Below are 19,985 nucleotides of genomic sequence, written 5' to 3' on the forward strand. Positions count from 1 at the left end.
TTCGCCCATCATGCAATGACTGGGTCAACGCTTAATTTTCTCACGTTATTCCCCGCTTTGCGAATCGGCCGTCGAAGACTCCGGGACGATCCGTCCGGCCTGTCCCCGACAACAATGTGACCTGCGAATCTGTTCCCCTCGCCTCCCCCTCACCTTCCCCTCGCAACGATCTCGCCGAGGCGGCCGACCGTCCGCATCGGGGAGGCCGACCGTCCGCGCCGTACACGGCGGCCCGATCAGATGGTCGTACGCTGAGCCTCCGTCAGCCAGCGGGGCAGGCACCCCATATCGACCGCGCTGACGATGAGTTCGGCCAGCCCGTGTTCGGCTTCGAGCCCGAGGGCGGCACTGGCATAGTTCAGCGCCATCGTCGATCCGCCCAGAGACCATTCGAACCAGGCGATGACGGCATAGGTGTTGGCTCTGGCCCGCGGGTGGCCGGCCTGCAGGTAGTCCTTGAGGAAGGCGATGGTGAGCATGATGTCGCGCGGCCTGGGTGCACGCGCTGAGAGCCCGACGAGCTGTTGAGCCGCCCGTGCTTGAGAGACCACACGGCGGCTCATCACGATGAGTTCGTCACCGTCGAGTCCCTTGACCAGGGAGGGTGGGAAGTCTGGGTGGTCGAAGCTGAGGATCATCTCGAGTGCGTCGCGCGACCATTTCTCGACGAGCAGGGTATCGAGCGCCATCACGGTGGGCAGGTCCATGAGGTCGTGGATGCGCGCCTCGTCGATCGCGTCCTCCTCGCACCGCATGGCGTCCAGGCGCGGGTAGAACTCGGCGAGGATCGCGAAGGCCTCGTCCGTGCCCATCCACTCCTCGGCGTGTCCGCGACGACTGTCGGCGAAGGCTTCGGCGGGCATCGGGGCGATCACGAGATCCTCCGGATCGTTGACTGGATTGGATCCGCCGGCGACAAGTTCCGTGGCACACGCCGAGGTGGTTGCCTCGATCAGCGGTGTGCAGTCATAGCCGTCCTCGTCGATGCGTCCGAAGTGCTCTTGGTTGACCCACCATGCGCTGAGGGTGTCGACGCTTCTGGCGGCGAAGGTGATGGCCAGTTCGTCGATCGCCGCCCGGATGAGACCACGGTGGACCTCCGCGTATTCGGCGTCTGCACCGGCGCCGAAAGCGCTGACCGGCTGATAGTCATCATCATAGAGAACGAGGAAGACCCCGGTGACCGTACCGGCGCGCATGACGAGGTCGGCGTACCAGCCGCCGCCTTCGGACAGCGTCTGCGCCGCGCTCTCCCGGTCGAAGTCGATGCGCATCGTGGTCGAGCTGGTCTGGGACCCGTTGAGCTCGGTGCCGACGATGACAGCGACGAGGCTGCGACGCGGGGTGTACCCGAGAGTATGGGGGATGATCCCGATGATGTCCTCGGGTGTGCGGGCCGGTGTCTTCACTGCGTCCTCCTTGATCAGTTCGGAACCAGCCGGTGCGGAGCGGTTCCCGTGCCTGAGGCGAGGCCCATGCCTGGGATGGGCTGCCTGTCTGGGTACCCACTTCAACCGATCCCTCATCCGTTCCTCCAGATCCTGGTCTGCGCCTGTGGATGGACCGCACGGGTCCACAGCGCTCTGGTGGGCGAGTCACATCCGTCATCCCCACGAGAATCCGGGCCGAATTGCCTCACACGCCTTACTGGCATACAAGTGAGGGGTGGCGAAGCGACGGATATACACAGCTCCTGGTTCTCAAGTGGTCGACATCTCGACGGGTGAAGCCCGGCTGGAGAAGCTCGACGGTGAGGCCGATTCCTATGTGCTCCACGTCAATGGGGTCCCTTCTTCGTCGATCACGCTCAGCGATCCGCAGCGACTGGACTTCGAGTACCTGGACTGGATGCGACGCATCATCGACGTTCATTTCCCTGACCGGACGCTGCGGGCCGCACACATCGGTGCCGCCGGCTGTGCTCTGGCCCGGGCGCTGAACTCGGCACGACCGGGATCGAAGCAGACGGCGATCGACATCGATGCCAAGCTGCTCGACTTCGCTCGCGACTGGTTCGACCTGCCCCGCTCCCCCGCCCTGGCGCTGCGCGCCGGCGACGGAGCGGTGGAGATCGGCAAGTTCCGGCCCGAGACCCTCGACGTCCTCGTCCGCGACGCCTTCGACCACGACTCGGTTCCCGCGTCTCTGCAGACTTCGGAGTTCTTCGCCTCCTGCGCCGAGGCGGTCAAGGGATCCGGCATCTATGTCGCCAATGTGCCTGACTCAGGTGACCACCGCGTCCTCCGGTCCGAACTCCGCAGCCTCGGCGACCACTTCGCCCATCTTGCCGCAGCCACGGAACCGGCGATCCTCAAGGGACGTCGACGCGGAAACGTCGTCGTCCTCGCCTCCAGTACTCCCCTCGACACGGGCGGGCTCGACCGCAGTCTGCGCACCGCCGCCTCCTCAGCGACCTTCCTGGCGGGAGCAGAACTGCGCTCCAGGTTGGGCCTCTGATCTTCACGAGATCGGGACTCTGACCTTCACGTCGGCACCGGCCGCCTCTCGGGTCCCACGCTCCTGCACTTTCCGACCCAGCTGGCTCTTCTCCCCTCGCCCTGCTGACCCGGCTGGCTCTGCCTACCCCCGGCAGACAGGGAATGTGAGGTACGCCCCGGTCCGAAATGACGATGCGACTACAGACACCGGGGAAAGTTCGGCATAATTGAATGCCGACCCAAGAAGGTGAGATGACCGAAACTTCAGAAATTCGTGTCGAGCAGACCAAGCTCGACGAGCTCTATGCCCGCCTCGATGAGCTCCGGGAGGAGACGACGGCCCGCCTGGGCACGGTGAGGGTCTCCGAGGTCGGAGGCAACCACCAGCACCGCACCGAACGCGATGCCTTCGCGACGATGTACGAAGATCAGCTCATCCGTCTCGATGGCGCCGAGGAGGGGCTGTGCTTCGGTCGCCTCGACATCATCGACGAAGACGACCCCACCTACATCGGTCGCATCGGACTCACCGACGAACAGCGTCAGCAGATCCTCATCGACTGGAGGGCACCGGCTGCCGAGCGCTTCTATCAGTCGACGGCCGCCAACCCCGACGGGATCGCCCGCCGACGTCACCTCGTCACCGCGAACCGGAAGGTCACCGGCATCGAAGACGATGTGCTCGACATCGACGCACTCGATGACGCTCAGCGGTCGAATCTCCAGGGCGAAGGCGCACTCCTCGCCGCCCTCAGCACTCATCGCACCGGACGCATGGGCGATATCGTCGCAACCATCCAGGCCGAGCAGGATGCGATCATCCGCCGTCCGCTCTCCGGCGTGCTCGTCGTCCAGGGAGGGCCGGGAACCGGCAAGACCGCCGTCGCGCTCCACCGTGCCGCTTTCCTCCTCTACCGTCACCGGGAGCGCATCGCGAAGTCCGGTGTCCTCCTCGTCGGCCCGTCGACTGTGTTCCTCAAGTACATCGAGAAGGTTCTGCCCAGCCTCGGCGAAACCGGGGCCGTTCTGCTCACTCCCGGTCAGCTGTATCCGGGACTCGATACGGATGCCGCAGATGCACCGGCTGTCGCCGAGATCAAGGGCCGCTCCGTCATGGCTCGGGTGCTGAAGAACCATGTTGCGAACTACCAGCGCATTCCCGACCACGATGTCGAGATGCGGGTGCGTTCGCACACGATCGTGCTGCGTCGTAAGGACGTTCAGTCCGCGCGCGATCGGGCTCGTCGCAGCGGGGACCCGCACAATGCCGCCCGCACCGGTTTCGTCACCGGTCTGCTGAAGATCCTCGCCGAGGATCTCGCCCGTGAGATGGGGATGGATGCGGCCGGCGAACGGCTGCCCGAGCTGCTCGAAGACCTGCGCTCCTCCGTCGACGTCCGACGCGCCCTCAACCTCGCATGGTTCCCCATCGGCCCGGCCGCCGCACTGCGGTCTCTGCTGGGCAGGCCGCACAAGCTGCAGGCCGCTGCCCGCAAGGTCCTCACTCCTGCCGAGCAGTCAATTCTGCTCGAGCAGCGTCGGGATGAGTTCACGGTCGACGATGTGCCGCTGCTCGACGAGTTGGCCGAGCTGCTCGGTTCCGCCCCGCAGCAGACGCAGGCGCGGGATGACTCGGCACGCGAATACGCCGAAGCCGTCGTCGACATGACCGAGACCGGAGGGATGGTCTCCGCCGAGACCCTCGCTGCCCGCTGGGAGGAACAGGGACCGACGATGACGCTGGCCGAACGCGCTCTCGAGGACCGCGAGTGGACGTACGGCCACCTCGTCGTCGATGAGGCGCAGGAGCTCTCTCCCATGCAGTGGCGGGTGCTCTTCCGTCGCGTGCCGTCGAAGTCGGCCACGGTCGTCGGTGACCTCGCCCAGTCCTCGCAGGTCGACAACGCCCGCACCTGGTCATCGATCCTGAGCGAATTCGTCGGAGATCGTTTCGCCCTCCAGGTGCTCACGGTCTCCTACCGCACCCCGCAGTCGGTGATGGATCTGGCCAACCGCTACCTGCATCGGCATTTCCCGCAGCTCGAGCTCGTCGAATCGGTGCGCCAGGGAGGATCGGATCCGCGCTTGGATACCTTCGCCGACGAATCGGAGATGCTGGGCGCCCTCCCCGAGGCGGTCGCGGCCGAGGTGTCCGCCGCCGAAGGAGGGAAGATCGCCGTCATCGCTGATGAGGAACTCATCGAGCCCATCGCCGAGGCGATCGCGGACTTCGATTTCGGGCGGTCGGTCACGGGCTTGGATCATCAGATCGCCCTCATCACCCCGCAGCAGGCCAAAGGCCTCGAGTTCGATGCGGTGATCATCGTCGAACCCGGCCGCATCGCTCCGCTCGGCGGCGAGGAGGGCGTCGGCGGCCTCTATGTGGCGCTGACCCGCACGACTGAACGTCTGCGTGTCCTGGCATCGGCATCGACGGAACTCACCGAGCTCTTCTCCGCCGAAACGATCCGCCAAGCTGGCTGACCCAAACCCCGTATTACTACCTGACGGCGGCCCAGCAACCTCGCGCGAGGTTGCTGGGCCGCCGTCAGGTAGTAATTGAGGGGTGAATGTGAAAGGCCGCTTGGGTTCGGCTTCCCCTCCGAACCGCAAGCGGCCGCGCGCCGTAGCGCGCACGTTCAATACTACACAACTATTTCTGTACCGCGGTACTCGAAACGAAGATTTCTGACAGAAATCTCAGCAGTCTCAGGATCCGGTCGGCCGGGTCCCCGAGCAGCTCAGTCGGCGAAGTCGTCGGGGGTGGGTTCCCGAGTCTGACCGGACTGCAGCAGCGCATCGGCGCGCAGCGAATCGATCGCTGCCTCGAAGTCCTCGAGCGAGTCGAATCCCTGGTAGACGCTGGCGAATCGCAGGTAGGCGACCTGGTCGAGTTCGCGCAGCGGTTCGAGGATCGACAGTCCCACCTCGTCGGCGTCGATCTCGGCGATTCCGCGCGACCGGATATTCTCCTCCACCCGTTGAGCGAGCTTCGCGAGATCATCGTCGCTGACCGGACGTCCCTGGCAGGCCTTGCGCACACCCGACATGATCTTCTGACGGGAGAATTCCTCGGTGACTCCGGAGCGTTTGATCACCGACAGGCTCGTGGCCTCCATCGTGGTGAAGCGGCGACCGCAATGACGGCACTGCCGGCGCCGGCGGATTGCAGCGCCGTCTTCGCTGGTCCTCGAATCGACGACCCGAGAATCGGACTCACGGCAGAACGGACAGCGCATCTCTACTCCTCGAACCTGATGTCGACAGCCCGGCCGTGGGCCGGCAGCTGTTCGCCGTCGGCGAGAACACCGATGTGCTCTGCCACCGCGGACAGTGCCTGTCGGTCATAGTCGATGACCTGGCTGACCTTGATGAATGAGTGCACGCCCAGCCCGGAGCCGTGCGCGGCGGTGCCCATCGTGGGCAGCACGTGGTTCGACCCGGCACAGTAGTCACCGAGTGACACCGGGGCCCAATCGCCGAGGAAGACCGCGCCTCCGTTCGTGATTCGTGCCCCGACCGCTTCCGCATCGACCGTGTGGACCTCGACGTGCTCACCGGCATAGCCGTTGACGACGGTGATCCCGGCGTCGAGGTCGTCGACGAGCACGATCGCCGACTGCCGTCCGGCCAGAGCCGTCCCGATCCGCTCGGTGTGCATCGCCTCCGGCACCTGCACGTCCAGCTCCTTCTGCACCGCGTCGGCGAGATCGACGGAGTCGGTGACCAGCACCGAGGCGGCCAGTTCGTCGTGTTCGGCCTGACTGATGAGGTCGGCGGCGACGAAGCGCGGATCCGCCTGTTCGTCGGCGAGGATGATGATCTCTGTAGGGCCGGCGACCGCGTCGATGCCGACCCGGGAGCGGACGAGCGACTTCGCCGCAGCCACATAGGCGTTTCCAGGACCGGTGATGAGGTCGACCGGCTCGAGGTCCTCACCGTCGTCGAAGCCATATGCCAGAGCACCGATCGCCTGTGCCCCACCCATCGCCCAGACCTCGTCCACGCCGAGGATGTGTGCGGTGGCGAGCACGATCGGGTGCGGCAGACCATTGCTCTGCGGTGGGCTGGCGATCGCCAACGAGCGTGCACCGGCCGTCTGTGCTGGCACGACGTTCATGATCACCGTCGACGGGTAGACGGCCAGTCCGCCGGGCACATAGAGTCCGACCCGTTCGACCGGCAGGTGACGGGTGGTGACGAAGGCACCGGAGGCCAGTTCGGTGCGGACATCGACGGGGCGCTGATCGGCGGCGACCTTCCGGGCGCGGGCGATCGATTCGTCGAGCGCGGCCCTGACTGCGGGATCGAGTTCTGCCGCTGCTTCGGCCAGCGCGGATTCCGGTACCCGCAGCGTTTCGGGGCGCACTCCGTCGAAGCGTTCGGTGAAGTCCTTCACCGCGGCCGCTCCCCCACCGGCGACGGTGTCGAGGAGTTCAGCCACCCGTCGTTCGATATCGGCATGGGTCTCGGCGGCCCGAGGCAGTTTCTGCGCCAGGAATCGCTTGTTGAGGGTCTCACCACGGAAGTCCAGAATGTTCACCCGCACCATTCTAGTCTCCACAGCAGCACCGCTCTCCTCCCGCCCGAAGTGCGGACGAGGGCGGGCTCGGCGCTCGCGCCTCAGACGCTCAGGCAGCGGGATCCCAGCAGCGCCTTGAGGTCTCCGTAGAGGCTCGGGTTCGGGTCGACTCGGATCGACCTGTCGAGGCGCATCACCGTCTGCCGTCCCGGCTGGGACAGAGTGATGTGGACATCGGTCTGGCCCTTGTTTGATTCGAGGATCTGCTTGAGTTTCGTCGCCATCTCCTCTGTCGCCTTCTCCATCGGCATGATGAGGTTGAGCGGCCGATCGTTGGGGTCGGTGACATCGGGAATCGTCATCGACATCGCCATCAGCGAGGTCGGACGGTCATCGGAGGTGCGGATGCGTCCGGTCAGGGAGATCACGAGGTCGGTCGCGAGAAGGCTCGCCACGGGCTCGTAGGTGTCGCCGAAGAACATCACTTCGATCTCGGCTTCGAGGTCCTCCAAGGTCACGATCGCATAGGGACGCCCGGAGTTCTTCGACACCTTGCGGGTGACCTGCGTGATCATTCCGCAGACCTTGATCTGGGATCCGTCATGACGGTGTGATTCAGGGTCGACCACCTCGGCGATGGAGGCATCGGATTCAGCGGCCAGCACGCCTTCGAGCCCGTTGAGCGGGTGGTCGGAGACGTAGAGGCCGATCATATCGCGCTCGAAGGACAGTTTCTCCTTCTTCTCCCACTCCGGACGGTCGGGAATTGTCACGGAGAATCCGGGTGAGTCGTCTCCCCCGCCGAGACCGGCGAAGAGATCGAACTGACCGTTGGCTTCCTGCCTCTTGACGCCGATGACCGAGTCGACGGCCTCCTCGTGGACTTCGACGAGTGAGCGGCGGCTGTGGCCGAGCGAGTCGAAGCCGCCGGCCTTGATGAGCGATTCGATCGTGCGCTTGTTGCACACGTGACTGGGCACCTTGTCGAGGAAGTCCGTGAACGAGGAGTAGGAGCCCTTCTCTCCGCGGGCCTCGACGATGCCCTCGACGACGTGGGCGCCGACGTTGCGCACCGCTCCCATGCCGAAGCGGATGTCCGTACCGACAGGGGTGAAGTGGAGGGCGGATTCGTTGACGTCCGGAGGCAGCACGGTGATGCCGAGGCGACGACACTCGTTGAGGTAGATCGCGAGTTTGTCCTTGTTGTCACCGACCGAGGTCAGTAGGGCCGCCATGTATTCGGCCGTGTAATGCGCCTTGAGGTAGGCGGTCCAGTAGGACACGACGCCGTAGGCGGCCGAGTGCGCCTTGTTGAACGCGTAGTCCGAGAACGGCAGCAGGATGTCCCACAGGGCTTGAGCGGCGGCTTCGGAGAAGCCGCGTTCCTTCATTCCGCCGAAGAATCCGACCTGCTGCTTGTCGAGCTCGGACTTCTTCTTCTTGCCCATCGCGCGGCGGAGGATATCGGCCTGGCCCAGCGAATAGCCGGCGACCTTCTGCGCGATCGCCATCACCTGCTCCTGGTAGATGATGAGACCGTAGGTGGTGTCGAGGATCTCCTTGAGCGGCTCCTCGAGCTCCGGGTGGATCGGGGTGACCTCCTGCAGACCGTTCTTGCGCAGGGCATAGTTCGTATGCGAATCCGCGCCCATCGGACCGGGGCGGTAGAGCGCCAGGGTCGCGGAGATATCCTCGAAGTTATCCGGCTTCATCATCCGCAGCAGGGCACGCAGACCGCCACCGTCGAGCTGGAACACGCCGAGGGTGTCGCCGCGGGTCAGCAGCTCGTACGCCGCCGGGTCGTCGAGGGCGAGGTGCTCGAGGTCGAGATCGAAATCCCGGTTGGCTTTGATGTTCTCCACCGCATCGGAGATGATCGTGAGGTTCCGCAGCCCCAGGAAGTCCATCTTGATGAGCCCGAGGCCCTCAGATGTCGGGTAGTCGAACTGGGTGATGACCTGACCGTCCTGGAACCGACGCATGATCGGGATGACGTCGATGATCGGGTCCGAGGACATGATGACACCGGCGGCGTGGACGCCCCACTGACGCTTCAGCCCTTCCAGGCCCTTCGCGGTCTCGAAGGTCTCCCTCGCCTCCGGATCGGTGTCGACGAGTTCGCGGAACTCCCCGGCTTCCTTGTACCGCTTGGACTCCGGGTCCTCGATGTCCTTGAGCGGGATGTCCTTGGCCATCTCCGCCGGCGGCAGCGCCTTCGTCAGCCGCTCACCCATCGAGAAGGGTTTGCCGAGCACCCGCGCGGAGTCCTTCAGCGCCATCTTCGTCTTGATCGTGCCGTAGGTGACGATCATCGCCACACGCTCATCGCCGTACTTCTCGGTCACATAGTCGATGACCTCGCTGCGGCGACGATCATCGAAGTCGACGTCGAAGTCGGGCATGGACACACGGTCCGGGTTGAGGAAGCGCTCGAAGAACAGTCCGTGCTGCAGCGGATCGAGGTCGGTGATGCGCATGGCGTAGGCGACCATGGAGCCGGCTCCCGAACCACGGCCGGGTCCGACGCGGATGCCGTTGTCCTTCGACCAGTTGATGAAGTCGGCGACGACGAGGAAGTAGCCGGGGAAGCCCATCGAGATGATGATGTCGAGTTCGTAGTCGGCCTGCCGGCGGACGTCGTCGGGTACGCCGTTCGGGTACCGGTAGTCGAGACCCTTCGCGACTTCCTTGATCAGCCACGAGGTCTCGTCCTCACCGGGAGGGCACGGGAACTTCGGCATGTAGTTCGCCGAGGTGTCGAAGGAGACTTCGCACTTCTCGGCGATCTCGAGGGTGTTGTCGCAGGCTTCGGGAAATTCCTTGAACAGGGTCCGCATCTCTGCGGGGGTCTTGAGGTAGTAGCCGGAACCGGAGAAGGCGAATCGCGAACCGCCCTGATCGTAGGTGGGTTCGATGAGCTTGGAGCCGGACTGGATGGCCAACAGCGCCTCGTGCGCCTTCGCATCCGATTCGTGCGTGTAGTGGAGGTCGTTGGTGGCGACCAGCGGAATGTCGAGTTCCTTCGACAGCCGGATGAGGTCCTTCGTCACTCGCTTCTCGATGGACAGACCGTGGTCCATGAGTTCGACGTAGTAGTTGTCCTTGCCGAAGATCTCACGGTATTTCCCGGCGGCCGCCTTGGCCTCTTCGTACTGTCCCAGGCGCAGCCGCACCTGCACCTCTCCCGACGGGCAGCCGGTGGTGGCGAGGAGTCCGTCGGAGTAGCTCTCGAGCAGATCCTGGTCCAGTCGAGGCCATTTCGCCGTCACCGAGTCCAGGGAGGCATACGACGATGCCTTGAACAGGTTGCGCATGCCTGTGTTGTTCCGAGACAACAGGGTCATGTGGGTGTAGAGACCGCCGCCGGAGAGGTCGTCGCTCTTCTGCGATTCGTCGGTGCGCCACTTCACGCGGGTCTTGTCCCGACGGTCCGTGCCGGGGGTGACATAGGCCTCGACGCCGATGATGGGTTTGATTCCGGCGGCTGTCGCCTGCGACCAGAAGTCGAAGGCGCCGAACAGGTATCCGTGATCGGTCGTGGCGATAGCGGACATTCCCGATGCCTTCGTCGCCGCCATCAGATCGGCGAGGCGGGCCGCACCGTCCAACATGGAGTATTCGGTATGGACGTGGAGGTGGACGAAGTCCTCGTTCGGCACTGGGCGCCGCCTTCCTGAAGTTGCCGGTGTTGCCGTTCCAGCTTAGTCCATCGGCACCCGTGGAGCGGGTTCCCGCGACTGTTGTTCCGGGCACTTCACGACGAGGTTCCGGTTTGTGCGGGTCCCGTCGGCGCGTCGCTCAGCAGTCAGTCTCCGACACAGTCCGGCAAGCGGCAGCGCGTGGCCGCGGCGTCAGTGCGGCCGGATCCGGTCGAGCGCGGTCTGCAGGTCCTCGGGGTAGCCGCTTTCGAATTCGACCCACTTCTGCGTGTCGGGGTGGTGGAAGCCGAGTTTGACGGCATGCAGCCATTGGCGTTCCAGACCGAGTTCCTTCGCCAGCACCGGATCGGCACCGTAGGGCAGGTCGCCGACGCAGGGGTGTTTGGTGGCGGAGAAGTGGACGCGGATCTGGTGTGTGCGTCCGGTCTCCAGGTGGACCTCGACGAGTGCGGCGCGGCGGTGGGCTTCGATCACCTCGTAGTGGGTGATCGCGTTCTTGCCTTCGGTGCGCACTGCGTAGAGTCCGTCGTGCTTGGGGTGTCGGGCGATCGGGGCATCGATGGTGCCGAGCACTGGATCGGGCAGTCCCTGCACGACCGCATGGTAGGTCTTTTCCACCGTGCGTTCCTTGAAGGCGCGTTTGAGCACGCTGTAGGCGTATTCGCTCTTCGCCACGACCATGAGCCCCGAGGTTCCGACGTCGAGTCGCTGCACGATGCCCTGACGTTCGGGGGCGCCGGAAGTCGCGATGCGGAATCCAGCGGCGGCGAGCCCGCCGACGACGGTGCGTCCGGTCCAACCGAGAGCCGGGTGTGCTGCCACCCCGACGGGCTTATCGACGACGACGAATGCGTCCTCGTCGTGGACGATGCGCATTCCCGGCACTGGATCGGGCACGACCTCGAGGGGCTTCTTCGGTTCGGGCATCATGATGTCGAGCCGTTCGCCGGCGATGACGCGATCGGACTTGATGACCGGACGCCCGGACATCTCCACTCCCCCGTCGGCGCAGATATCGGCGGCGGCGGTCCGGGAAAGGCCGAGCAGCTTCGACATCGCAGCGTCCACGCGCTGACCGTCGAGTCCCTCGGGGACCAGGATGGAGCGTTCAGTCATGAGAGTCCTCTTTCACGCGGGTGGAGTCCGATCCGTCGATGTCGATGCCTCTGAGACTGACGATGACCAAGGTCACCGCGGCAGCGGAGATCGCGATGTCCGCGACGTTGCAGATGAACAGCGACAGATCGATGAAGTCGACGACGGCTCCGTGCAGGAATGCGGGTTCGCGGAAGAGCCTGTCGACGAGGTTGCCGAAGAGTCCGCCCAAGAGCAGACCGAGACCGATCGCCCAGGCTCTCGAGCCGAGTTTGCGCGAGATCACGAGGATCGCGACGAAGACGCCGATGGCGATGATCGGGAAGATCCACGTCACGCTCGAGCCGAGGCCGAGGGCGGCTCCGGGATTGCGGTAGAAGGTGAATCCGGCCAGCGATCCGATCACAGGCACCGGAGGCTGGTCTTCGAGGAGACTGACGGCGAGGAATTTGGTGAACTGATCGATCACGAGCACGACTGCCGCGATTGTGAACAGCAGGGCCATCATGGCGGCGCGAGGTCGTTTCACCCGTGAGGCAGGATCGTTCATTTGGTTCATTCTAGACCACCGCCGAGGCCGCGGGATTCACCCGCACGACGGTGCAGTGTGCGGACACGACGGAGGCCCGGGTACTCCGCGGAGTTCCCGGACCTCGGTCGGTGATGCGCTGAGATCAGAGCTTGTGGTTCGAGGAACCGCCCAGTGGGCCGTTTCCGTCGAGGGTCTCCGGAGCCAGGCTCGTGGAGTTCTCGAGGTCACGCAGCTGATCGTTGAGGTAGCTCTTGAGTCGAGTGCGGTACTGGCGCTCGAAGTTCGAGAGCTGGTCGATGGAGCGCTCGAGGGTCGACTTCTGCGATTCGAGGGTCGACAGCGTTTCGTCGCGCTTGGATTCGGCCTTGCCGACGATGTCGGCGGCTTCCTTTTCGGCGCCCTTGATGAGCTCGTCGCGCTTGCGCTCACCTTCGGCAACATGCTCGTCGTGGACGCGCTGGGCCAGAGCGATGAGACCATGAGCGTCTCCGTCGCCGCCGACCGCGGCAGCACCGAGTCCGGCACCCGCGGCTCCACCGGCAGCACCGGCGGCCATCGCTGGTGCAGCGGAGTTGTCCTGCGGAGCGGGAGCGGCTTCCTTGACGACCGGGGCCGGGGTCTCTTCGACCGGTGCCGGAGCGGCAGGTGCCTCGGCCGGAGCCGGAGCCTCTTCCTTCTCTTCGGGAGCAGGAACAGCGGCGGGCATCGCCTGAGTGGCGTCGATGTCCTGTGCCGGTGCGGCGGAGGCGCCGCCGGCTTCGAGTTCCTTCACACGCTGTTCGGCGGTGGAGAGCTTCTGACGCAGTTCGTCGTTCTCCTGGTAGAGACGGCGAATCTCAACGACGACCTCATCAAGGAAATCGTCGACTTCGTCCTGGTCGTACCCGTCGCGGAACTTCACATGCTGGAACCGCTTGTTTACTACGTCTTCAGGCGTGAGCGCCATGAGGTCACCTTCGGTCGATCTACATTCATTACGCTGCCGCCCAGAAGGACGGCTTCAACGTCACATTAGCGTAACACCTGCAGTTTTGTCCCGCAGTAATGGCGTGTCTCGCATTCAATGACGAAGTTTTCCGCGTTCGAGGCTAACAACTCGAGCACACTGACAGCCAATTCCGGTGAGCATATTCACCATTTATCCGGTATTCGATCAATCGAATACCCTTCATCGACCGGCACATTCTTCACGCGGTCCCCCATATCCATTCACAGTGGTTCTTCAGCGGAGAACACTGTGATGGCGGGTATCAGGCGGAGGTGTGCGAAAGGTTGAAGAACACCGACGCGATGATCTGGATGCCGATGAGCAGGACGATGAATCCCAGGTCGAGCGAGACCTGTCCCAGCCGCAGCGGCGGAATGATCTTGCGCAGCAGCTTCAGGGGCGGATCGGTGAGTGTGTACACGATCTCGGCGAGGACGAGGAGGAAGCCCGTGGGCCTCCAATCGCGGGAGAACACCTGGACCAGATCGAGCACGACTCGCGCCAGGAGCACGTAGACGTAGAGGCTCAGTGCAGTCCCGAGGATGTAGAAGATGATGGCCACGTGGGTCCCCCGCGCCTTTCGTTGTTGCTTGAGTTCTGAGGCTTCAGCCTATCGGCTCCAGCTGAGGACGAGTTGAGAGCTTCTCCGGCCCACTCAGCTCTGATTGAAGAAGCTGGCCTGAGTGTCCGAATCGGCTTCGCTCTCGCCGGCGACTTCGATGTTCTCGGGGGTGAGCAGGAAGACCTTGTTCGTCACGCGCTCGATCGACCCGTGGAGGCCGAAGATGAGACCGGCGGAGAAGTCGACGAGGCGCTTGGAGTTGTTCTCGTCCATCTCCGAGAGGTTCATGATCACAGGGGTACCCTCACGGAAGGCGGCACCGATGACCATGGCGTCGTTGTAGCTGCGGGGGTGGATGGTCCTGATGCGGTTCATTGAGGTTCCTGGCGCCGGGGTGTCTACGGGACGAATCGGTGACGGGTGGATCGGTGTCACCGGAGCCGGAGTCCGTTCCTCGGCTGCGGCCGGTTCGTCGTACTGGTCGTCCTCGTCGAAGGTCTCGACGACCTCGCGATCCCGGCGGGCGGGTTCACGACGGTCGGTGTGCTGGGTGGTCTCGTCCTCTTCTTCGACGAAACCCAGGTATTCCAGCGTCTTCTTGATTGCTGACATGTCTAAAGCTCCTCGGACTTCGGCACTTGCTCACCTGTCGCCCAAACTATCGCACGCAAGCATCTGGGCCGGTGAGTCCTATGGGTGTGTCGCGGTGTTTTCTTCCTGCAGCCAGATGATCCCTGCGAAACGGCCCGTGCGCTTCTGCCTGCGGTAGGAGAAGAGGTCCTCGGATTCCTTCGTGCAGGTGCGCGAGAAATGATCGATGGTCACATCGTTCCGGCGCAGCTGTTCGGCCACGGCCCCGGCGACGTCGAGTGCCGGTGTTCCGGTCACCGACACCGAGGCGGCTGTCGGCTCGATCGCCGCGACCTCGCTCCTCAGCTCGGCTGGGACTTCGTAGCAGCGCGGACACACCGAGGGACCGATGACCGCGTGGATGTCCCGTGCACCGGCGTCGTGCATCGCGGCCACTGTTCTGCCGACGATTCCTGCGGCCATTCCCGGGCGGCCCGCGTGGACGGCGGCGATGACACCGGCGTCGGCATCGGCGAGCATGACAGGGGTGCAGTCGGCGACCATGATCGCCAATCCGAGTCCCGGGACGGTCGTCAGTTGGGCGTCGGCCTCCACCGGAGTCTGCCGCAGCTGTGCTTCGTCGCCGATGATGTGCACATCGGTGCCGTGGACCTGGGAGACGAACGAGAGCCGCTCGCCGCTCAGGCCGATGACCTGAGCGAGAGCGGCTCGGTTGGCTGCGACGAGTTCGTCATCGTCTCCGACGTGGCGGGCGAGGTTGAACGAGGAGAAGTCCCCGCTCGAGTATCCGCCGTGCCGGTCGGTGAAGGCGATGTGGGCGGTGCGCCCGCCCGGGATGACGAACCTCGAGCGCAGCATATTACTTGAGGAAGTCCGGGATATCGAGGTCGGAGTCGAAGTTCGAGCTGCTGCGTTCGCCCGGCAGCGAAGCGGGAATCTGGTGTTCCTCGCTGCGGCGCGGCGCAGGTGCAGGCTCGTCGGCTTCGGGGGCCTCGGGCTCGGATTCGGCGATGACGGGCGACTCGGACTCGGTCTCGGCCGGAGCGGCGGCCGGAATCGGCGCGGGGATCTGGTCGGATCCGGCGACCTCAGCGTTCGGGGAGGTGTTGTCGAATCCGGCGGCGATGACGGTCACTCGGCATTCGTCGCCGATGTTGTCATCGATGACGGCGCCGAAGATGATGTTCGCCTCGGGGTGCGCGGCCTCCTGGACCAGGCGTGCGGCCTCGTTGACCTCGAAGAGTCCGAGGTCGCCGCCGCCGGTGATGCAGAAGAGCACTCCGTGGGCGCCGTCGATGCTGGCTTCCAGCAGCGGGGACGCGATCGCGGATTCGGCCGCCTGCACGGCACGGTCGTCGCCGGTTGCCGCACCGATGCCCATGAGCGCGGTCCCGGCATCCTGCATGACCGACTTGACGTCGGCGAAGTCGAGGTTGATCAGACCCGGGACCGAGATGAGGTCGGTGATGCCCTGGACACCGGAGCGCAGCACCTCATCGGCGGAGCGGAATGCTTCGACGACGGAGACGCTGCGATCGGAGATCGAGAGCAGACGGTCGTTGGGGATGACGATGAGGGTGTCGACCTCTTCGCGCAGCGCCGCGATGCCGGCTTCCGCCTGCGCGGAACGACGGCGTCCCTCGAAGGTGAAGGGGCGGGTCACGACGCCGATGGTCAGAGCGCCGAGCGACCGGGCCACGCGGGCCACGACCGGGGCGGCACCGGTTCCCGTGCCGCCGCCTTCGCCGGCGGTGACGAAGACCATGTCCGCGCCCTCGAGAGCGTCGCGGATGGCGTCTTCGGAGGATTCGGCGGCCTTCTTGCCGATCTCCGGGTCTGCGCCGGCGCCGAGGCCTCGGGTCTGGTCGCGGCCGATCTCGAGCTTGACATCGGCGTCGGAGAGGACGAGAGCCTGGGCGTCGGTGTTGATCGCGATGAACTCCACGCCGCGCAGGCCGACGTCGATCATCCTCTGTACAGCGTTGACACCGCCGCCGCCGGTTCCGGCAACTTTGATGTCCGCTCCGGATTGTGGGAATTCAGCCAAGTCGGTTCCTCGTCTCAAGCGCTTGCGCTCCGCAGGGTCTGCGTGCGCATTCGGTCTGTGTTCTCTGCCCTGAGGCTATTGGGCGGGGCAATCTCACTGCAACCATTCTCGCCGGAGTGTCGGGGTTCGGCCAAACTTCACACCCGGTGTGTCGGGGCCAAACGGAGGCAATCGCAGCGACTGGCCCATACGGGGCAGCTCACGGAGGCCCGGGGCGGCCGCGGCGAAGTGTTCGACACCGGCTCGGACCGACGGCCGGCCGGGTGGGACTCAGTCGGTCACGGGCACCGAGGGCACGGAGACATCGATCTCGGTGCGGCCCTCGGCGGCCAGCTGGGCGGCGGTGCGCACCTTGAGGCTGGAGTCCGAGGAATCGCCGAAGACGACCGTGGCCTTCTGCTTTCCGGTGTCGAGGCGTCCCTTGAGGCTCATTGCGTCCTTGGCCTCGATCGTCACCAGCTGACGCCTCAGCTCCGGTCGCAGTTCGCCCATGAAGCGGATGACCGCGGAGACGGTCTCTCTGTCCGGCTGGTGTCCTCCGCCGCTGAGCACCGTGAGCTTCTTCGGTGCCGTGTCGACCGTGCCGAGGTCGACGGCTTCGGAGTCGTAGAGGCGATAGCCGGATTCGCCTCTGATGGCGATGACGGGGGTGCGATCGGTGATCTCGATCTTCAGCGCCCTGGGACCCGCGTAGTGGACGGAAGCCGCCTCGGCTTTCGGGAATTCCTCCAGCACGGCGTCCTCGACGCGACCGGGACGCACCTGCGGAAGCGGTCGGCCGCCCTGGTCGTCGAGCACGGAATTGCTGACCTCATCGGTGTCAAGCAGTCGACTGCCGCTCACCTGCACCTTCTTAAGTGTCAGCAGGGGCGAGAACCAGGCGACGGCGACGAGCGCGATGAGGGCGGCCACGATGCCGATGCCGATGAGGCGTCGACGCCAGGTCTTGAGGCGGCGGGCCCGAATGACTCCGGTGAGGTCCGCGGTGGAGTTGTCACCGGCCTGAGCCGGGGGAAGCGGCACCATGGGCGTCAGCCCTCCAACGCGCTCAGCAGCTCGGGCCCGAGGATGGTCACGTCACCGGCACCGACAGTGAGCACGAGATCGCCTGGCTTCACGCGAGCGGCGACGAAGGGGACCGCCTCGGCGAAGGACTCCAGGAAGGTCACGTTCTCGTGCGGGACACGGTCGGCGATGAGCGCGCCGGTGACTCCGGGCACGGGATCTTCGCGCGCAGGGAAGACGTCGAGGACGACGACCTCATCGGCCAGACCGAGGGCCTGTCCGAATTCCTCCCGGAATTCCATCGTCCGCGAGTACAGGTGGGGTTGGAAGACGGCCCAGACCCGCCCCCCGTCGGCGACGACCCCGCGGGCGGCGCTGAGCACCGCGCGCACCTCGGTCGGGTGATGGGCGTAGTCGTCGATGACGCGCACGCCGGCGGCGATTCCGCGTTCTTCGAAGCGGCGGCGGGTGCCTCCGTAGCCGGCGAGACCCGTGGCCGCACGTTCGACATCCGCGCCGAGGCTGTGCGCCACGGCGATGGCGGCGGTGGCGTTGAGTGCATTGTGCATCCCCGGCTGCCGCAGTTCGACTCGCAGCTCGCCGTCCCGGCCAGGCAGGTCGAGGACGAAGCTCGAGCCGATTCCGGAGTCGAGGTCACGCAGCACGATATCGGCATCCTCGGACGTGCCGTAGAGGACGACATCGGCTCCCTGGCTGCGGGAGTGCAGGGCGACGTCGTGGGAGCCGGGGTCGTCGGCGCAGGCGATGATCGTTCCACCTCGGGTCTGGATGCCGTCGCAGAACTCGATGAAGGCTTCGCGCACCTTCTCCGGGGTGCCGTAGTGATCGAGGTGGTCGGCTTCGACGTTCGTGAGGATGCCGATGGCCGGTTCGTAGAGGAGGAACGACCCGTCGGATTCGTCTGCTTCGGCGACGAAGACGTCTCCAGTGCCCAGATGGGCGTTCGTGCCCGTCGTCGACAGCACTCCCCCGATGACGAAGGACGGGTCGACTCCACAGGCCTGCAGCGCCACGGTGGTCATCGACGTGGTCGTGGTCTTCCCGTGGGTGCCCGCCACGGCCACGGCCCGCCGGCCGACCATGAGCGAAGCGAGCGCTCCGGAGCGGTGGAGGATGCGCAGTCCCCGGCGCTGTGCTTCGACCAGTTCGGGGTTGTCCTTGCGGATGGCCGATGAGATGACGAGAGTATCGGCCTCGCCGAGATTATCGGCCGAATGCCCGATCGCGACCGTGGCGCCCAGCGTCCGGAGAACGTCGACGACGTTGGATTCCTTCGCGTCCGAACCGGAGACGGTGACTCCGTTCATGACCATGATCCGGGCGATTCCGGACATTCCCGATCCGCCGATGCCGATGAAGTGGACGGCTCCGAGTTCGCCGACGGGAACGATGTTCGCGGGGCTCGTGTTCGCAGAGGTCATGGTCAGCCTTCCAGCGCGCGGTTGACGATGGCGGCCATGCGGGCCGCGGCATCGGTGGGGTAGTTGAGATGCAGTGCCGCCTGGCTCATCTGCGTCAGACGGGGCTGGTCGGCCAGCAGCGGCAGAATGGTGTCGACGACCGTCGACGGTGAGAATTCTGCATTGTCGACCATGAGTGAGGCACCGGCCGAGACGCTTCCGGAGGCGTTGAGTCGCTGTTCGCCGTTGCCGATGGCCAGCGGCACGTAGACCGCCGGGACTCCGGCGACCGTGGCTTCGGAGACCGTGGCGGCACCGGAGCGGGCGACGAGCAGATCGGCGACCGCATAGGCCCGATGCATTCCGTCGACGTAGTCCACGACGTGGTAGTCGGGCAGTTCGGCCGCCGCCTCCCGCAGGGCCTCGCCCTTCCCGGCTCCCGTGATGTGGAGGACTTGGACGCCGGCCTCCTGGCACGCGCTTGCGGAGGCCAGGAACGCTTCGTTGATCTTCTGCGCACCGGAGGAACCGCCGGTCACGACAAGGACCGGACGGTCGTCGCGCAGCCCGAGATCGGCACGGAACCCCGCGCGCTGTCCCGCGTCGCTGCGGTCGAGATCCGTGATCTCGGTGGGCATGGGCATGCCGACGAGGGTGGAGTTCCGCAGCTCGGTGTCCGGGAAGGTGATCCCGACGCGCCCGGTGGTGGTCAGTCGGGCACCGAGGCGGTTGGCCATTCCCGGCTTCGCATTGGCTTCGTGGACGATCAGTGGGATCTTCGCCTGTTTGGCCGCGAGGAAGGCCGGCGGGCAGACGTAGCCGCCGACCCCGACGACGGCATCGATGCTGCGGGAGGCGATGATCTGCTTGACGGCGGAGATGTTGCCGCGGAAGCGTCCCGGGAACTTCAGCAGGGCGGGACTGATCGACCGCGGCATGGGCACCTTGTCGATGGTGAGCAGTTCGAACCCGGCACGCGGTACGATTTCGGCTTCGAGCCCGTCGGGGGTGCCCAACGCCACGACATCCCAGTCGGGGTGCTGCCGGCGCAGCTCGCGGCCGATCGCCAGCATCGGCGAGATATGGCCGGTGGTGCCTCCACCGGCGAGGAGGATACTCGTCATC

Annotated in this window: 16 protein-coding genes; 2 read left to right on the forward strand and 14 right to left on the reverse strand. The window is 65.3% G+C overall.

The window, feature by feature from the left end:
- Positions 1 to 236: 236 nt before the first annotated feature.
- On the reverse strand, positions 237 to 1,409 hold the full coding sequence (locus ACOZ9V_RS10945) for a DUF4192 family protein (RefSeq protein WP_434589922.1): 1,173 nt from the start codon (positions 1,407 to 1,409) through the stop codon (positions 237 to 239).
- Positions 1,410 to 1,704: 295 nt separating this feature from the next.
- Between ACOZ9V_RS10945 and ACOZ9V_RS10950 the strand changes: the two genes are divergently transcribed.
- Positions 1,705 to 2,457, forward strand: coding sequence for a spermidine synthase (locus tag ACOZ9V_RS10950; protein WP_434589925.1), 753 nt, complete (start codon positions 1,705 to 1,707; stop codon positions 2,455 to 2,457).
- 233 nt (positions 2,458 to 2,690) lie between these two features.
- Entirely contained in the window at positions 2,691 to 4,922 is a 2,232-nt protein-coding gene (locus tag ACOZ9V_RS10955; protein WP_434589928.1) for a HelD family protein, read from the forward strand.
- Between the two features lie 257 nt (positions 4,923 to 5,179).
- Here the strand turns inward: ACOZ9V_RS10955 and nrdR are convergent, their stop codons facing one another.
- The 13 genes from nrdR to murG form a co-directional block, all read right to left on the reverse strand.
- Complete coding sequence (nrdR, locus tag ACOZ9V_RS10960; RefSeq protein WP_025777954.1) at positions 5,180 to 5,677, reverse strand: transcriptional regulator NrdR; 498 nt, start codon at positions 5,675 to 5,677, stop codon at positions 5,180 to 5,182.
- Positions 5,678 to 5,679: 2 nt separating this feature from the next.
- A complete protein-coding gene (gene hisD / locus ACOZ9V_RS10965; RefSeq protein WP_181271715.1) occupies positions 5,680 to 6,990 on the reverse strand; it encodes a histidinol dehydrogenase in 1,311 nt (436 codons plus the stop codon).
- 71 nt (positions 6,991 to 7,061) lie between these two features.
- Positions 7,062 to 10,571: a DNA polymerase III subunit alpha gene (gene dnaE / locus ACOZ9V_RS10970; protein ID WP_219922360.1), complete on the reverse strand. Its 3,510-nt coding sequence runs from the start codon at positions 10,569 to 10,571 to the stop codon at positions 7,062 to 7,064.
- Between the two features lie 240 nt (positions 10,572 to 10,811).
- A complete protein-coding gene (locus ACOZ9V_RS10975) occupies positions 10,812 to 11,735 on the reverse strand; it encodes an RluA family pseudouridine synthase (RefSeq protein ID WP_139908244.1) in 924 nt (307 codons plus the stop codon).
- Positions 11,728 to 12,264 carry a signal peptidase II gene (locus ACOZ9V_RS10980; RefSeq protein WP_139469774.1) on the reverse strand — a complete coding sequence of 179 codons (537 nt, stop codon included), beginning with the start codon at positions 12,262 to 12,264 and terminating at the stop codon, positions 11,728 to 11,730. Before ACOZ9V_RS10980 ends, ACOZ9V_RS10975 begins: the two co-directional genes overlap by 8 nt.
- A gap of 124 nt (positions 12,265 to 12,388) precedes the next feature.
- Positions 12,389 to 13,192, reverse strand: a complete 804-nt coding sequence (locus tag ACOZ9V_RS10985; protein WP_181271717.1) for a DivIVA domain-containing protein — start codon at positions 13,190 to 13,192, stop codon at positions 12,389 to 12,391.
- Positions 13,193 to 13,496: 304 nt separating this feature from the next.
- Positions 13,497 to 13,796 carry a YggT family protein gene (locus tag ACOZ9V_RS10990; protein ID WP_101546294.1) on the reverse strand — a complete coding sequence of 100 codons (300 nt, stop codon included), beginning with the start codon at positions 13,794 to 13,796 and terminating at the stop codon, positions 13,497 to 13,499.
- Between the two features lie 93 nt (positions 13,797 to 13,889).
- Positions 13,890 to 14,408: a cell division protein SepF gene (locus tag ACOZ9V_RS10995; RefSeq protein WP_101546293.1), complete on the reverse strand. Its 519-nt coding sequence runs from the start codon at positions 14,406 to 14,408 to the stop codon at positions 13,890 to 13,892.
- A 78-nt stretch (positions 14,409 to 14,486) separates the two neighbouring features.
- Positions 14,487 to 15,245, reverse strand: a complete 759-nt coding sequence (pgeF, locus tag ACOZ9V_RS11000) for a peptidoglycan editing factor PgeF (RefSeq protein WP_434589935.1) — start codon at positions 15,243 to 15,245, stop codon at positions 14,487 to 14,489.
- A 1-nt stretch (position 15,246) separates the two neighbouring features.
- Positions 15,247 to 16,434, reverse strand: a complete 1,188-nt coding sequence (ftsZ, locus tag ACOZ9V_RS11005) for a cell division protein FtsZ (protein ID WP_139469770.1) — start codon at positions 16,432 to 16,434, stop codon at positions 15,247 to 15,249.
- 270 nt (positions 16,435 to 16,704) lie between these two features.
- Positions 16,705 to 17,460 carry a cell division protein FtsQ/DivIB gene (locus ACOZ9V_RS11010; RefSeq protein WP_434589938.1) on the reverse strand — a complete coding sequence of 252 codons (756 nt, stop codon included), beginning with the start codon at positions 17,458 to 17,460 and terminating at the stop codon, positions 16,705 to 16,707.
- A 5-nt stretch (positions 17,461 to 17,465) separates the two neighbouring features.
- A complete protein-coding gene (gene murC / locus ACOZ9V_RS11015; RefSeq protein WP_434589940.1) occupies positions 17,466 to 18,881 on the reverse strand; it encodes a UDP-N-acetylmuramate--L-alanine ligase in 1,416 nt (471 codons plus the stop codon).
- A gap of 2 nt (positions 18,882 to 18,883) precedes the next feature.
- A complete protein-coding gene (gene murG, locus ACOZ9V_RS11020) occupies positions 18,884 to 19,984 on the reverse strand; it encodes an undecaprenyldiphospho-muramoylpentapeptide beta-N-acetylglucosaminyltransferase (protein WP_434589943.1) in 1,101 nt (366 codons plus the stop codon).
- Position 19,985: the final 1 nt, after the last annotated feature.

Origin of the sequence: Brevibacterium sp. 1718, assembly GCF_051131255.1 — a bacterium.
GTDB classification, from domain to species: Bacteria; Actinomycetota; Actinomycetes; order Actinomycetales; family Brevibacteriaceae; genus Brevibacterium; species Brevibacterium sediminis.